We start from the raw sequence: 14,847 nt of genomic DNA, 5'->3' as shown, positions 1-14,847 counted from the left end.
AGAAAAACGGGAGAACAGAAACATGGATATACAGCGTTATCGGGCAACACAGAGTCAGGCCGGCTTTACGCTGATTGAACTGACCATTGTTGTGGTATTGCTTGGCCTGCTGGCTGCAGTGGCCATTCCCCGGTTTCTGGACGTGACCGAAGATGCAGAAAATGCCACCGTTGAAGGTGTGGCAGGCGGCTTTGCCACCGGCGTGGGGCTGGTACGGGCGCAATGGGAACTTGAGGCCCGTCCGCAGGACAACGACAGCACGAATCAAACCTTTGTCACATTGGATGGCGTGCGTGTAGGGGTCGACAGTGACACCGGCTACCCTACCGGGCAACTGGCGAATGATGGCAGTTCGGAAGATACCAGTATGAGTAATGCAGATTGCCAGAGCATTTTCAGTCTGATCATGCAGAGTGCACCGACCATTACTGCTAACTGGCAAAATATTCCCACGGAACGATTTCGTTACTATACCGCAGTAAGCAGTGGTACAGGATCTGGCGGAAATGACCAGTGCTACTATTATTTAAGTCAAACCATCAAGAACTTAAACACTGCGCCGGTCGATAACACACAGGGAAATGGATTCATATACGACTCAAGGATAGGTCAGGTTATTGTGTTCACTAACAATAGCGATCAATCCATAACTAACTGAGCAAGATTTTAAGCCATAATATATATAGTTAATTTCCTATTTAGAGGTACTGAACATGCAACAACGTGGTTTTACACTTATCGAACTGGTCATTGTGATCGTGATTTTAGGTATTCTTGCCGTGACGGCAGCCCCCCGTTTCATCGACTTACAAGGTGATGCCCGTGCATCTACCCTGCAAGGTGCTAAAGCGGCACTGACCAGCGGCATGCAACTGGTTTATGCAAAATCTGCCATTGCCGGTGAGCAACGCACGGCCTATGCCGGTGATGCAACCACTCAGATAACTATCAACGGCAATACAGTAGATACAGATTTTGGCTATCCGGATGCCGAAGTGGCTTCCATCACGAACCTGAACTACTGGGTAGAATTCAGCGATGCTGACTGGACAATCACTGTGGGTTCTCCGGCAGCCGGTCAATTTACAATTACGCCGGAAGGCACTGCATATAACGCGACAGAAGCTGATGCTTGTCAGCTTATTTACACTGAGGCCGCGAATGCTAATACAGCACCTGTTATTGTCGTACAGGACCAGGGCTGCTAACCGGAAGTATCAATGAAAAAGCGCGTAGGGCATCTGTGTCCTGCAACCTTGAGAGTTCAGTCGGGCTTTACCCTTGTTGAACTTGTCATCATCATAGTTTTACTGGGTGTGTTATCGGTGGTAGCGATTTCACGCTTCGATGATGGCAAGGGGTACAACGAGTTCCTGCTGCAGAAGCGCCTGCTTAGCGCACTAAGGCATGTTCAGATGCAGGCCATGCAGGACACCCGTGATGGATATTGTCACCGGCTGAACTTCAATTATTCCCCGTCTTCGCTCAATTTCGGCCCGCCAGTGGCCACTCTGGCATCTGCCAGTGCATCCGCGTCCTGTCAGAGCGGCATTGATTTCAGCGCAGCCAGCCACCTCCGTACGGATAACGGTGAAATTAGTGCCATGGAAGTCACGATGTCGGGCTACGATGGCAATGCCTCTGCGCCGGTCTATATCGGTTTTAACAATGTGGGTAAACCATTGACCCCCGGCGCTCTGTGCGCTTCAGGTTCCGGTTGCCGTATTTCATTTGCCGGCAAATCAACCGCCAGCGTGTGCGTAAACAGCCAGGGTTTCATCTATGAATGCTAACCGGGGGTTTACATTACTGGAAACGGTTATCGGGATGGTGATATTTGCTATCGTGCTGGCCACGTCTGTGCAGCTCATTGCTGAACAATCAAAGAAAAGCCTGGAACCCATCTGGCAAACCCGTGCAGCGGAACTCGGACGGGCATTGCTATCGGAAATTAACAGTAAAAAATTTGATGTGCGTTCCAGTTCCAATCCCGACGACCCCCGGTGTAATGAGGGTAATCGCTGTTCTTATACCAATGAATTCGGACCGGGTAGCGGTGAAGTCAGAGCAAACTGGGATGATGTGGATGATTATCACCTGCTCAGCCAGTCCGGGGCCGGTATTACTGACAGCCGTGGCGTTGCACTTATCGCGCCTGACGGCTCACCACTTTATCAGGGGTTTTCGCTGTTTGTCCGCGTGCACTACGATGATAATACCGATGGCATAGACGATGACGATACTAATCAGGATGGCGTATACGATACCGGTACCTATACCGGGAATATAAAACGCATTGTCGTCTTTATTACCACACCGGGTGGCGATACGGTGGTGTTCTCTGCATACAAGTGGAATATCTGATGGCGAAGTTCAGTGTACACAAGGGCTTTACCCTGATTGAACTTGTCACAGTGATTGTGATCCTGGGTGTTGTGGGTTTGGGAATAAGCAGCTTTATGGGGAATACCATGTTGCTGTTTGCCGGCAGTGTTGAGAGAGAGCAACTGATGAACGAGGGCCGCTTCGCCGTAATGCGGATGCAGCGGGAAATGGCCCGTGCTGTGCCAAACAGTTTTCGCATCGCCGGAAACAGTGGAGTGCACTGCGTTGAATTTACCCCGGTCGTCTGGCCTGCCAGCTATGCCACCGCACCTTTTGGTTCAACGTCCAACCGCACGGTAAATATGTTCTGGCCACACGACCCGGATGGTAATTACCATATTGTCGCTAATGATCAGCACATCGTCATTTATCCCCTGCAACCCGCTGACGTATACGATCAGTCACGTAACAGAAAAGCGCGGGTAACAGGATGCTCAGATGACGGAGACGGGCATTGCCTCACCCGTGATGACAGTGATGATGTTATTCAGGTACAGGTAGACCGTGCATTTCAGCAGGCATCACCTCATCACTATGCCTATTTTGTTAACCGGACAATCAGCTACTGTGTGGCGAATGGCAACGTATATCGCAAAGAGGAAAATATGAATACCTCGCAATCTTTGTCGTTGTCTGGTGCTGTAATTGTGGCTGAGCATGTTACAAATTCCTTGTCAGGTAATCCGGCGTCTTCCTATGCCGCTAACGATCCGTTAATGGTATTTGCCGGCCCTGCCGGAAAAAGCAATTTCGTCAGGATAAACCTTCAGTTTAATGATAATGGTGAGCAGGTTAATCATTTTCAGGAGGTGCACGTTGCGTTCAAACCCTGAAACAACATGCACTTTACCCGCATCACAACGCGGCAGCATGCTGGTACTGGCGATGTTTGCTATCGTTGTGCTGTCACTCATTGGTATTTCAATGGCTTCAATGGTGCAGTCATCAGAGAAAACCATTGTGTATGAAGTCATGGGCGAGCGGGCTGAGCAGGCATCGCTGGTGGGAGTAGAAATACTGGTCCACGCGATTAAGCCGGTTAACGGCGGTCTGCATATTTGCGAGACGTCTTTCAATCTGGACAGTCTGGTGGTGAATACTCAAGGGTTTGAAGGCTGTACAATCGTGGTGCGGTGTACCACCCGTTCAATTCCTGTCAGCGGTAACCAGACAGAGTACCATTATGAAATTAAATCCACCGGCACCTGCGCTGCCGGTGATATGGTGGCGACGAAATCCAACACATACAACATGACTAAACCCTTCAACTATTAGTCCTGCCTGGTGTGTTTTCCTTTGCTTCCGGATTTTCCTGAACTTTTCCTGAACGGAATGCCGTCTTCTCAGTCTAACGACTGTTCAGAGTGGTGATTGTCACTCTTTTTGCACACTTTTACATGACGAAACAATTCCTCTGCTGGCTGATTTTTGAACTAAAATTCTGATCAATCATTTAAGCTGACCAGCGAAGCGGTATTTTGTGCGCCTTAGGGGGCTATTTGCTTGCCCAAAGTAGTACCCGTTGTTAAAGTGTGCGGATATATATCTTCATTTCGCAGTCACGCCGCAAGCCATGCCCGAAGAAAGGTATGCAGGCGCAATAACAGGAACTGGCATTTCATGTTTAAAAAGCTTCGAGGCATGTTTTCCAACGATTTGTCCATCGACCTCGGAACGGCTAACACGCTCATCTATGTAAAAGATCAGGGCATCGTACTTAACGAACCATCAGTGGTAGCAATCCGTCAGGAACGGGCATCAGGACCAAAAAGTGTCGCCGCTGTGGGTTCTGAAGCTAAGCGTATGCTTGGCCGTACGCCGGGTAATATCCGTGCTATCCGTCCAATGAAAGACGGCGTTATCGCTGACTTCTATGTGACTGAAAAAATGCTGCAGCATTTTATTAAACAGGTTCACGACAACAATTTCCTGCGTCCCAGCCCGCGAGTGCTGGTATGCGTACCTTGTGGTTCTACTCAGGTAGAACGCCGCGCTATTAAAGAATCTGCACTGGGAGCAGGTGCCCGCGAAGTGTATCTGATAGACGAGCCGATGGCGGCTGCTATTGGTGCGGGTTTACCGGTATCAGAAGCTACCGGTTCCATGGTGGTCGATATCGGTGGTGGTACCACAGAAGTCGCAATTATTTCACTGAACGGTGTGGTGTATTCCTCTTCCGTACGCATTGGTGGTGATAAGTTTGACGAAGCGATCATCAACTATGTGCGTCGTAACTTCGGTTCACTCATCGGTGAAGCTACCGCAGAGCGTATTAAGCACGAAATCGGTGCTGCTTACCCGGGTGATGAAGTACGTGAAATTGAAGTGCGCGGCCGTAATCTGGCGGAAGGTGTGCCCCGTGGCTTCGTGCTGAATTCCAATGAAATTTTAGAAGCCTTACAGGAACCGTTAACCGGTATCGTGTCTGCGGTCATGGTTGCCCTCGAGCAGTCTCCGCCGGAACTGGCTTCAGATATTTCTGAACGCGGCATGGTACTTACCGGTGGTGGTGCGTTACTGAAAGATCTGGACCGCTTACTGATGGAAGAAACCGGTATCCCGGTAGTGGTGGCAGATGATCCGCTTACCTGTGTAGCCCGCGGTGGCGGTAAAGCGTTCGACATGATTGATATACATGGCGGCGACCTGTTCAGCTACGAATAATCAAACCAGAAAGGCTACCGCAAGGTAGCCTTACTGCGTATCACGGGTAATATGGATACGATTTTCACACGCGGACCTTCACTGATTAGCCGCCTCATTCTTGCGCTGGTAATGTCGGTGGCGCTGATAATCGCAGATTCGAAATTTGATGCGTTTCAGTCTTCGCGCGTGTACATGAACTCACTGATGAGTCCATTGCAATATCTTGCGAACCTTCCCAGCGTACTGCTCAGCGCCAGCGCGCAACGTCTTACCTCCCATGAAGATCTCGTTGAAGAAAACCAGCGGCTGACCAATCAGGTTTTGTTGATGAGCGAACGCCTACAGCGATTTGATGTTTTACAGTCTGAAAACGATCAACTCCGTGCCTTACTGGATACGCCGGCAAAGCCGGACGTGCGTAAAAAGGTGGCAGAGCTGATGGCCGTTGAAAACAGTCCTTTCAGCCAGCAAATTGTGATCAACAAAGGAGCCCTGGACGATGTGTTCCTGTCGCAATCGGTGCTGGATGATCGTGGCGTAGTGGGCCAGGTGATGGAAGTGGGTACGACGAATAGCCGTGTGGTGCTGATCACTGATGTGACTCATGCTGTGCCGGTACGCTCAGTACGTAATAATATCCGCTTTATTGCCAGCGGTACCGGCTCTCTCGATGAGCTTCTGCTGGAACATGTCCCTCATAGTGTGGACGTGGAAGTCGGGGATATTCTGGTGACATCAGGTTTAGGACAGGTATTTCCGGAGGGTTATCCGGTGGCACAGGTCAGCCGTGTGACCCGTGACGAAAGCCGTCCGTTTGCTATTGTCGCTGCTACGCCTCTTGCACGGCTGGACAGACTGAAGTATTTACTGTTGTTGTGGCCGGAAAATCATGACGGAGACCCGGAATTTGATCGTGTCAGTACCGCCGGTGATGAAAGCCCGGAGGGTGAGAATGATTAAGACCCGCCACTCTGCCATTATTGCCACTTTACTCATTGCACTGGTTTTACAAATTGTGCCTCTGCCAATCCAGGTCGATATTTACCGGCCGGACTGGGTGCTCATTGTGCTGGCTTACTGGACCATGGCATTGCCTCACCGCGTGAATGTAGGCGTGGCCTTCATGGCAGGAATTGCCATGGATATTTTGTTGGGGACATCGCTGGGGATTCACAGTTTTTCCCTGAGTTTATCGGTATTTACACTGGCGGCTAATTATCAGCGTTTGCGCAATTACTCGGTGTGGCAACAGGCTATTATCATCGGCTTGATCAGTGCGCTCTATCACACCGTTTTATTCTGGCTTCAGCATCTTCTCACCGGCATTCCTTTTCAGCTCAGCTATTTATGGCCAGTCCTCAGTACGATGATTTTATGGCCTTGGATATTCTGGCTGCTCCGTAAAGCACGCAGACAACTCAACATTAATTAGGAGGCGTTATGTCAGCGCAACTTATTCTGGCATCAGCTTCTCCCCGCCGCACTGCATTACTTGACCAGATGGGGTTTGCCCATCGCCAGTTTCCTGTCGATATCGATGAGTCTCCTCTCGACGGAGAATCTCCTGAAACTATGGTGACGCGGTTGGCGGCTGAGAAGGCAAGGGTTGCCAGTGAGCGTCTGAACGCGGAAGCTGATTCGTCTTGCGTGGTGCTGGCTTCAGATACGCTCATCGCTTTTCAGGGCCGGCCGTTAGGTAAGCCGGCAGACCGTGATGATTGTTTTGCCACACTCAGAGCGTTGTCTGATAAGGAACACGACGTGCTTACTGCCGTGAGTATTTATTGCGGCGGTAAATCAAAAACACTGTGCGTATGCACAAAGGTACTTTTCGCCCCTGTCACCGACGACGATATTGCCGCATACTGGGAGACAGGAGAACCTGCAGATAAAGCCGGAAGTTATGCCATTCAGGGTATTGGCGGTCAGTTCGTCAGATCGGTATCCGGCAGTGTGAGTTCAGTGATTGGTCTGCCATTGTACGAGACCCGTTGTTTGTTGAAAGAATTTGGAATTTCATCGTGAGTGCAGAACTGCTAATTAACGTAACGCCCTCTGAATCCAGGGTCGCATTAATCGAAAACGGTATCCTTCAGGAAGTGCACGTAGAGCGGCACACCAAGAAAGGGCTGGTGGGGAATATTTACCGCGGGAAAGTGAGCCGTGTGCTACCTGGCATGCAGGCAGCGTTTGTGGATATCGGTCTGGATAAAGCCGCTTTTTTGCATGCATCAGACATCGTTGTCCACAATGAAATTGTTGATGAGGTATCCAGCAGTCAGCTGCAAAAGCGGGATATCCGCGAGCTGGTGCGTGACGGTCAGGACATTATTGTGCAGGTGGTGAAAGATCCCATCGGTACGAAAGGCGCGCGGCTGACTACTGACATCACAATCCCGTCACGCTATCTGGTCTTCATGCCCAGCGTCACCCATGTCGGCGTCAGCCAGCGCATTGAAGACGAAGCGGAGCGGGAGCGGCTGAAGAATCTGGTACAGGAATACTGTGACGATGAAGGCGGCTTTATTTTGCGAACCGCCGCAGAGGGTGTATCGCAACAGGAGCTCTCTTCCGACGCGGCTTTTCTGCGCCGGTTGTGGAATAAAATTAAACAACGGATGGGTCGCAAGAAGCAGCACATCATGTATGAGGATTTGCCACTGGCCCGCCGGGTGCTGCGGGACTTTGTTGGCACTGATCTGGACCGTATCCGTATCGACTCCAATTTATCTTTCAGGGAATTAGGGGAATTTACCGCCGAATATGTTCCCGAACTGCAAAGCAAACTGGAGTATTACCGTGGCGACCGGCCCATTTTTGACCTGTATGATGTTGAAAATGAAATACAGCGGGCGTTAGATCGCAGGGTCGATCTTAAATCCGGCGGTTATCTCATAATCGATCAGACAGAAGCGATGACCACCATCGATATTAATACCGGTGCGTTTGTCGGTCACCGCAATCTGGAAGAGACCATCTTCAATACTAACATTGAAGCCACGCTGGCTATCGCAAGGCAACTCAGGCTGCGCAATCTGGGTGGTATGATCCTCATCGACTTTATTGATATGTCGGAACCGGATCATAAACGGCGTGTCTTAAATAGTCTGGAAGCGGCAACGGTGAAGGACCGGGCAAAGATTAATATTCACGGGTTTACCTCACTGGGTTTGATTGAAATGACCCGTAAGCGCACCCGCGAAAGTCTTGAGCATACCCTGTGCGGACTGTGCCCGGTATGTAAAGGCCGGGGCTCGGTAAAAACTATCGAGACGATTTGCTTTGAAATTATGCGTGAAGTGGTGCGTGTTAACCGTGCCTATGACGCAGAATTATTTGTTATTTATGCTTCGCCAAATGTGGCCGATGCGCTGCTGGGTGAAGAATCCCATGTTCTGGCTGAGCTGGAAGTGTTTGTGTCTAAGCAGATTAAAGTGCAGACAGAGCCGCTTTACAACCAGGATAAATACGACGTAGTCATGATGTAAGGCGGTGCCCGTTAAGTGAGTAAAGCAGGTAAGGTAGCCACCTGGCTGGTAAAAAAGCTGTGGATGCTGCTGGCAGTCTTTTTAGTGTTGTTTGCTGTCATGCTGAGCGTTATGCGCTACGCATTGCCTCATATCGACCATAAAAAATACCTGCTCGAAGACTATGTCAGTGAAAAATACGGTGTCGATCTCAAAATCGGCAGCGTTCAGGCTGACTGGGGAAAATCAGGCCCCGGTATCGTATTGAATGATGTGGTGCTCGCCAATGGCGACTCTTCTCCGGTGGCACTTGGTATTAAACAAGTCCACATGGAAATCGACTTCTGGGAAAGCCTGCGCTTACGGATGTTGTCTTCCAATGCCTTTACTCTGGATGCACTGACACTCGAAATCGATGCCGATCGTCTGGACGGTGCCGGCGAGAGTGATTTTCCTGTCGTCGATGCCCTCAAAAGCCTTTTTCTTGAGCAATTACAGCGTTTCTCACTAACTGATGGTGAGGTTGCGATTACCCGCAACAACGAGCGGGAAGTACTGCAACTGGAGTCACTGAGCTGGATCAACAAAGACCGGCGTCACCAGGGCACCGGCGCAGTGCGGGTGCAGGAACTGGCAAATAACTCGGCTTCTTTTATTCTCGATCTCACCGGTACCCCTGATTCACTGGATGGCGTGATGTACGCCCGTGCAGAAGATTTGGATATTTCTCCCTGGGTTAGCGGCTTGCTGGCAACACGTCGTCCGTTGCGTGAAAGCCGGGCGAATTTTGAAGTCTGGGCGGAAGTAAAAGAAAGTCACTTCAGTGCGTTTTATACCGAATTCCACGAAAGTAAGCTGGCGTGGGGTGGCGACGATGCGCTGGTGTTTAACTCGGGGATCCGTGGCGGCAGCATTCAGGCGCAACCGGTTAAAGACAAATGGCATTTCCGTGTTGATCAGCTCATTTTTGATGCCAACGATCAGAGCCTGGTAACAGACCTGGTAGGGACCGTATCGGATAATGAATTACTGGTGAATACGGTGAAGCCTGCACCGGTTAACCCTTTTCTGGTGTTATTACCCCTGTTCACAGACGATACCGCCGATGACAATATTCGCGATATCAACCCGGGTGGTCAACTGGCTACACTACAGGTAAAACTGCAGCCGAAAGGGTTCGACCTGGCAGCAAAACTCATTGACGTGAGTTGGGATCAGGATAGCTATGTACCCGGGCTTTCTCACCTCGACATGGATATTTTCTGGCATAAGAAACAAGGTGTGGTGTTGTTATCTGCAGATGACAGCACCCTGGACATCGATAATTTGCTACCGGAATCAGTGAAGGTAAGCAAGCTGAGAGGGAAAGTGTTTGTTTACCGGCAGTCCCCCGATGACGGCAATCACTGGGTTGTCCAGAGCCACAAACTGGATGTGCAGTCGGATAAATTATCGTTTCAACCGGCATTCCGCTTTGATACCACATCACGGGAGTTGTCGGTAAGTGCTGACATCGCGTCCCGTCCGGTAAAAGATATACAGCACCTGTTGCCTGGTCCGGTAATTGGCAAGAACACAACGGCTTTTCTCAACCGGGCTTTCGTCGGGCCGGGGCAAATAGAAGGGGCCACTATACTCTGGCAGGGTAAGCCGGCAGAGTTTCCTTTCAGCGGTAATGAAGGGGTTTTTCAGGCCAAAGTACAGGTAAACGGCAGCACCTTCCGCTTCTCTGATGACTGGCTGCCACTGGAAGGGCTGGACCTTACTTTATTGTTCGAGAACGACAGCCTGACTATGCACAGTCCGGGCGGCACACTTGGTGGTGTTGCTGTAAGTGATATGACTGCTGTGATCCCTGCCTTACGGGGCGACTCAAAAGTGATTATCGATGCCACGGGTAATGCCAGAGGTGCGGATGTCACTTCGCTTATGCTGCAGAGCAGTTTATCCGGTTCGCTGGGACGATTACTGGAAAAAGATGTGCAGATAAAGGGAGACCTTTCTGCCGGCTTACATCTTGAAATTCCTTTCGACAGTAACCAGGTTATTGCCCGGGGAGAAGTGACCCTGCCCGGGAACGATGTTCACGTGAGCAGCGTAAAAATGGATTTTGCCGGCGCTACCGGTAAAGTCAGCTTTGAAAACGAAAAGGTGCAGTTCACTGATTTAGAGGCATCGTTGCTCGGGCAGCCGGTGAGGTTATCTTTTGACGGCAAGCAGGAAGACGAAGATTATCTGGTGGACCTGTCGCTGGATGGTACCTGGAATATTAATCCTCTGCTGGCTGAATTTAACTCTGACTTCGACACTTATTTATCCGGTGATGCCCACTGGCAGGCCGTTGTCGCACTGCGTATTCCGCCGGAAGGATTCAGCTACCGTGCGAATATCACTACGCCGTTAACCGGCCTTAGTTCAAAGTTGCCAGCTCCTTTTGCTAAAACAGCAGACAGTGATTTGCTGTTCAATGTGATCAGTGAAGGGAATGAGCAAGCCTCAACGGTGAAAGCCAGCTTAGGGGATGATGTGCGCTTTGAAGGTGTACTGCCTCATCAGGAAATGCAGTTTTCCCGCGCCCACCTGGCTTTGGGTGACAGCGACTTTGTAGGCATGGGCATTGGTTTCAGCATCTCTGCCGCCATGGATGTCGTGAATGTGACGGACTGGTACAAAACCATCGAGTTACTGGTAAACGGCATGGGCAGTGGCGGCGAACCCGGTATGCAGAAAAACGCGTTGTTTTCTGTGCCGGAACGTATTTTTGTTAATGCCGGTAACCTGGTGATTGCCGGTCAGAATCTGCACAACGCTAAAATTACCACCAAGCAGCAAAACAATAACTGGATGCTAGATATTAACGCCACGGAAGCCAGAGCGACGGTGAATTTGTATGATGACTGGCTGGCGCGGGGCGTTACCGTTGAAGCTGACTATATTCGTTTTGAAAGTTGGGAATCAGAAGATGAAGGCGTGGCCCATAACTGGGATGCGAATACGTTACCGCCGGTCTACTTCCACTGCAAACAATGCATATTCCTCGACAAAGATTTAGGCGAGGTAACACTGGATGTGACGAAAGCGACGTCTGGTCTGGATATCAGGCAACTCAGTGCAGTGAGTAGGCATGGCAAGTTTTCGGCAAAAGGAAAATGGGTCTTTGACGGCGACGACAACAACACTTTACTGGGCGGTTCGCTGGAAAGTGATGATGTGGGCATGATGTTGAAAAACTGGGGCGTCGACAGTGGCATTAAAGACTCAGGCGCCAGAATGAATTTTGATTTAAGCTGGGCAAAATCCCCCATGGATTTTAGTGTAGAAACCGTGACAGGCGATGTAAAGTGGTCTTTGTCAGACGGTTATCTCAGCGAAGTCAGTGATAAAGGCTCCCGTATTTTTACCCTTTTCAGCCTGAATTCACTGGTGCGTAAACTGAGCCTGGATTTCCGTGATGTGTTCGCGAAGGGCTTCTTTTATGATGATATGAGCGGTACCTTGTCCATCGCTGACGGCAAGGCGTATACAGGCGATACCGTAATTGATGGCGGTGCCGGTGAGATCAACATCAAAGGTTATACGGATCTGGTGGAAAACCAGCTGAATTACAACGTGGTGTTTTCGCCTAACGTCACCGGCAACCTGCCTATCCTGGTGTACTTCCTTGCCACGCCGCCAACCGCACTGGCTGCACTGGCTCTGGACCAGGTGTTAACATCAGCGAAAGTCATATCAAATGTGAACTACCATGTTACCGGCAGCTTAAGTGAACCGGTATTTGAAGAGGTGGGCAGGGACAGCAAAGAAGTTGCACTGCCGGCGAAAACCCGGCCGGCAACATCGCCGGATGATCCCATCACAGACCAGGACATGGAGCGCATCAAACTGGAGGTAAACAATGGTTAATGTCGTCGCAATACAGATGACATCCGGGCCGGATGTCGAAGCGAACTTACAGTTTGTTGAATCTCAACTTGCGTTACTGCCAGACCCGGACGAAGTGACCAGTCTGGTTGTATTGCCTGAGTGTTTCGCCTGTTTCGGCACCCGTGACGGTACATTACTGACTATCGCAGAAGCGAAAGGTGAAGGCAAAATTCAACAGGCACTCAGTGCTATGGCGGCAAAATACCGGTGCTATCTGGCGGGTGGCACTATTCCGCTCAAAACCTCTGAGGAAAACCTGTTTACAGCTTCCTGCCTGTTTTATTCGCCGGATGGCGAACTGATAACCGAATACCAGAAGATTCACCTTTTCGATGTGGCGGTAAATGACCGCACCGGTACCTATCTGGAATCTAAATACACGAAACCCGGCGGCCGGGTGGTGGTTACAGATACTGAGGTCGGGCGTATTGGCCTGGCAGTATGTTATGATGTGCGCTTTCCCGGCTTATTTACTGCAATGGGAGACATCGATATTCTGGTGTTGCCTGCTGCTTTTACGCAGCGTACCGGCGAAGCTCACTGGGAAGTGCTTTTGCGAAGCCGTGCAATTGAAAAACAGTGTTTTGTGGCTGGCGCAAATCAAACCGGCATTCATGCCAATCAGCGCGAAACCTACGGTCACAGTATGGTGATTTCTCCCTGGGGGGATGTTCTGGCCTGCGAGCCTGAACAGACCGGGCTGGTAAGTGCTAAAATAGACATTAACGATCGGGTGAAGTTGAAGGCGAATATGCCTGTCAGCCAACATAACCGGTTCAGGAGCCAACTTGTTTAATAACGTAAAAACGCATCTGCTTACAGACTCAGGCCTTGATTTGTCATCGCTGGAAAAAGCGCTGGGTGAAATTTATCACCATGACAATGACTATGCTGACCTGTATTTTCAGTCCAGCCAGCATGAAAGCTGGGTGCTGGAAGACGGCATCATCAAAGACGGCAGCTACAACATCGAGCGCGGTGTGGGTGTGCGAGCAGTCAGTGGTGAAAAAACAGGTTTTGCATACTCTGACGACATCAATGAAACGGCTCTGCTGGACGCCTGCCGTGCAGCCCGCACGATTGCTCCTTCCGGTGGTAAACATCATGTTCAGTCACTGGAAACCGGCAGCTATATCACCCGTTACAAAGACAACAATCCCTTGCTTGCCATGCAGGACGCTGAAAAAATTGCGCTGTTAAAATCGGTGGATGCTTATATCCGTCAAAAAGAACCCGGTATTAATCAGGTGGTAGTGAGCTTAAGCGGCGTGTATGAAGAAGTACTGGTGGCTGCGACTGATGGCACCCTGGCGGCAGATATTCGTCCGCTGGTGCGTCTGAACTGCTCGGTACTGATGGAAAAAGGCGATCGCAGGGAGCGTGGCAGTGCCGGTGCAGGCGGGCGCCACTCATACGACTTCTTCACCACAGATAAAGACGGCCGGCCTTTTTACGAGACCCTGGCCGATGAAGCACTGCACATGGCACGGGTTAATATGGAAGCGATAGCCAGCCCTGCCGGGACCATGCCGGTGGTGTTAGGTAACGGCTGGCCGGGTGTGCTGCTGCATGAAGCAGTAGGCCATGGTCTGGAAGGTGACTTCAACCGTAAAGGTGCATCTACTTTCAGCGGCCGTATAGGCGAGCGTGTAGCTGCTAAAGGGGTCACAGTGGTAGATGACGGCACAATGGCTGACCGCCGTGGTTCTCTGTCTGTAGATGATGAGGGCACGCCGTCAGCACATAATGTACTGATTGAAGACGGCATCCTGAAAGGTTACATGCAGGATAAAATGAACGCCCGTCTGATGGGGGTGAGCCCAACCGGAAACGGACGCCGTGAGTCCTTCGCACACTTACCCATGCCTCGTATGACCAATACTTACATGATGGCCGGTGAGCACGACCCGCAGGAGATTATTGCGTCAATCGACAAAGGTATTTACGCACCGAACTTCGCCGGTGGTCAGGTAGATATCACATCCGGTAAGTTTGTATTTTCCAGCGCAGAGGCTTATCTGATTGAGAACGGTAAAATTACTGCGCCGGTAAAAGGCGCTACCCTTATTGGCAATGGCCCGGAAGTCATGCAGAAAATTTCCATGATCGGCAATGATGTGGCGCTGGATCGTGGTGTAGGTGTGTGCGGTAAAGACGGCCAGTCTGTGCCGGTTGGCGTTGGTCAGCCAACGCTGAAGGTGGATGAACTCACCGTAGGTGGTACTGCATAACCTCAAAATCCACATTGATGCGGGTAAAGCCGTGAGCTTTGCCCGTTATCCTCTTTTTCCCCTGCTTTTCCATATTAGCTGACCAACTGTTCTGATATACGGCCTCTCTGCAATAGCCTGCATTTCATACCAGCAAGATTTTAAGTAACGGATTGACTACAGTGAAGAACTAGTACTTTTTTACTGTTTGCATT

The 14,847-nt window shown here is 50.4% G+C and carries 14 protein-coding genes; all 14 read left to right on the top strand.

Features of this window, described 5'->3' with window-relative positions:
- The first annotated feature begins 22 nt into the window (after positions 1–22).
- The 14 genes from J3369_RS19495 to tldD all read left to right on the top strand — a co-directional run bounded on the left by J3369_RS19495 (position 23) and on the right by tldD (position 14,653).
- Positions 23–658 carry a pilus assembly FimT family protein gene (locus J3369_RS19495; protein WP_119503517.1) on the top strand — a complete coding sequence of 212 codons (636 nt, stop codon included), beginning with the start codon at positions 23–25 and terminating at the stop codon, positions 656–658.
- A gap of 55 nt (positions 659–713) precedes the next feature.
- Positions 714–1,208: a type II secretion system protein gene (locus J3369_RS19490; protein ID WP_303572141.1), complete on the top strand. Its 495-nt coding sequence runs from the start codon at positions 714–716 to the stop codon at positions 1,206–1,208.
- Between the two features lie 12 nt (positions 1,209–1,220).
- A complete protein-coding gene (locus J3369_RS19485) occupies positions 1,221–1,793 on the top strand; it encodes a pilus assembly FimT family protein (RefSeq protein ID WP_303572140.1) in 573 nt (190 codons plus the stop codon).
- Positions 1,783–2,364: a type IV pilus modification PilV family protein gene (locus J3369_RS19480; RefSeq protein ID WP_303572139.1), complete on the top strand. Its 582-nt coding sequence runs from the start codon at positions 1,783–1,785 to the stop codon at positions 2,362–2,364. Before J3369_RS19485 ends, J3369_RS19480 begins: the two co-directional genes overlap by 11 nt.
- Complete coding sequence (locus J3369_RS19475; protein WP_349590073.1) at positions 2,364–3,218, top strand: PulJ/GspJ family protein; 855 nt, start codon at positions 2,364–2,366, stop codon at positions 3,216–3,218. The genes J3369_RS19480 and J3369_RS19475 overlap by 1 nt, the downstream gene beginning before the upstream one ends.
- Positions 3,202–3,660, top strand: a complete 459-nt coding sequence (locus J3369_RS19470; protein ID WP_349590070.1) for a hypothetical protein — start codon at positions 3,202–3,204, stop codon at positions 3,658–3,660. Before J3369_RS19475 ends, J3369_RS19470 begins: the two co-directional genes overlap by 17 nt.
- A 345-nt stretch (positions 3,661–4,005) precedes the next feature.
- Positions 4,006–5,049, top strand: coding sequence for a rod shape-determining protein (locus tag J3369_RS19465; RefSeq protein ID WP_119502859.1), 1,044 nt, complete (start codon positions 4,006–4,008; stop codon positions 5,047–5,049).
- A gap of 51 nt (positions 5,050–5,100) precedes the next feature.
- Positions 5,101–5,991, top strand: a complete 891-nt coding sequence (mreC, locus tag J3369_RS19460; protein WP_349590067.1) for a rod shape-determining protein MreC — start codon at positions 5,101–5,103, stop codon at positions 5,989–5,991.
- Positions 5,984–6,463: a rod shape-determining protein MreD gene (mreD, locus tag J3369_RS19455; RefSeq protein WP_442858433.1), complete on the top strand. Its 480-nt coding sequence runs from the start codon at positions 5,984–5,986 to the stop codon at positions 6,461–6,463. Before mreC ends, mreD begins: the two co-directional genes overlap by 8 nt.
- Before the next feature lie 8 nt (positions 6,464–6,471).
- Entirely contained in the window at positions 6,472–7,056 is a 585-nt protein-coding gene (locus tag J3369_RS19450; protein WP_303572135.1) for a Maf family protein, read from the top strand.
- On the top strand, positions 7,053–8,519 hold the full coding sequence (gene rng / locus J3369_RS19445) for a ribonuclease G (RefSeq protein ID WP_303572134.1): 1,467 nt from the start codon (positions 7,053–7,055) through the stop codon (positions 8,517–8,519). Before J3369_RS19450 ends, rng begins: the two co-directional genes overlap by 4 nt.
- 15 nt (positions 8,520–8,534) lie before the next feature.
- Positions 8,535–12,401, top strand: a complete 3,867-nt coding sequence (locus tag J3369_RS19440) for a YhdP family protein (protein WP_349590064.1) — start codon at positions 8,535–8,537, stop codon at positions 12,399–12,401.
- On the top strand, positions 12,394–13,218 hold the full coding sequence (locus J3369_RS19435; protein WP_349590061.1) for a carbon-nitrogen hydrolase family protein: 825 nt from the start codon (positions 12,394–12,396) through the stop codon (positions 13,216–13,218). The genes J3369_RS19440 and J3369_RS19435 overlap by 8 nt, the downstream gene beginning before the upstream one ends.
- Positions 13,211–14,653, top strand: a complete 1,443-nt coding sequence (gene tldD, locus J3369_RS19430; protein WP_349590059.1) for a metalloprotease TldD — start codon at positions 13,211–13,213, stop codon at positions 14,651–14,653. The genes J3369_RS19435 and tldD overlap by 8 nt, the downstream gene beginning before the upstream one ends.
- Positions 14,654–14,847 lie beyond the last annotated feature (194 nt).

The sequence above is a fragment of the Alteromonas sp. NFXS44 genome, from assembly GCF_040148705.1.
GTDB lineage: Bacteria > Pseudomonadota > Gammaproteobacteria > Enterobacterales > Alteromonadaceae > Alteromonas.
The sequence above is the reverse complement of the archived record's forward strand: the minus strand, read 5'-3'. Positions and strand labels throughout refer to the sequence as shown.

What these genes read in the sequence shown, in the direction of transcription:
- J3369_RS19495 (WP_119503517.1), top strand. Translation starts at nt 23, where the DNA reads ATGGATATACAGCGTTATCGGGCAACACAGAGTCAGGCCGGCTTTACG.
- J3369_RS19490 (WP_303572141.1), top strand. Translation starts at nt 714, where the DNA reads ATGCAACAACGTGGTTTTACACTTATCGAACTGGTCATTGTGATCGTG.
- J3369_RS19485 (WP_303572140.1), top strand. Translation starts at nt 1,221, where the DNA reads ATGAAAAAGCGCGTAGGGCATCTGTGTCCTGCAACCTTGAGAGTTCAG.
- J3369_RS19480 (WP_303572139.1), top strand. Translation starts at nt 1,783, where the DNA reads ATGAATGCTAACCGGGGGTTTACATTACTGGAAACGGTTATCGGGATG.
- J3369_RS19475 (WP_349590073.1), top strand. Translation starts at nt 2,364, where the DNA reads ATGGCGAAGTTCAGTGTACACAAGGGCTTTACCCTGATTGAACTTGTC.
- J3369_RS19465 (WP_119502859.1), top strand. Translation starts at nt 4,006, where the DNA reads ATGTTTAAAAAGCTTCGAGGCATGTTTTCCAACGATTTGTCCATCGAC.
- mreC (WP_349590067.1), top strand. Translation starts at nt 5,101, where the DNA reads ATGGATACGATTTTCACACGCGGACCTTCACTGATTAGCCGCCTCATT.
- mreD (WP_442858433.1), top strand. Translation starts at nt 5,984, where the DNA reads ATGATTAAGACCCGCCACTCTGCCATTATTGCCACTTTACTCATTGCA.
- J3369_RS19450 (WP_303572135.1), top strand. Translation starts at nt 6,472, where the DNA reads ATGTCAGCGCAACTTATTCTGGCATCAGCTTCTCCCCGCCGCACTGCA.
- J3369_RS19435 (WP_349590061.1), top strand. Translation starts at nt 12,394, where the DNA reads ATGGTTAATGTCGTCGCAATACAGATGACATCCGGGCCGGATGTCGAA.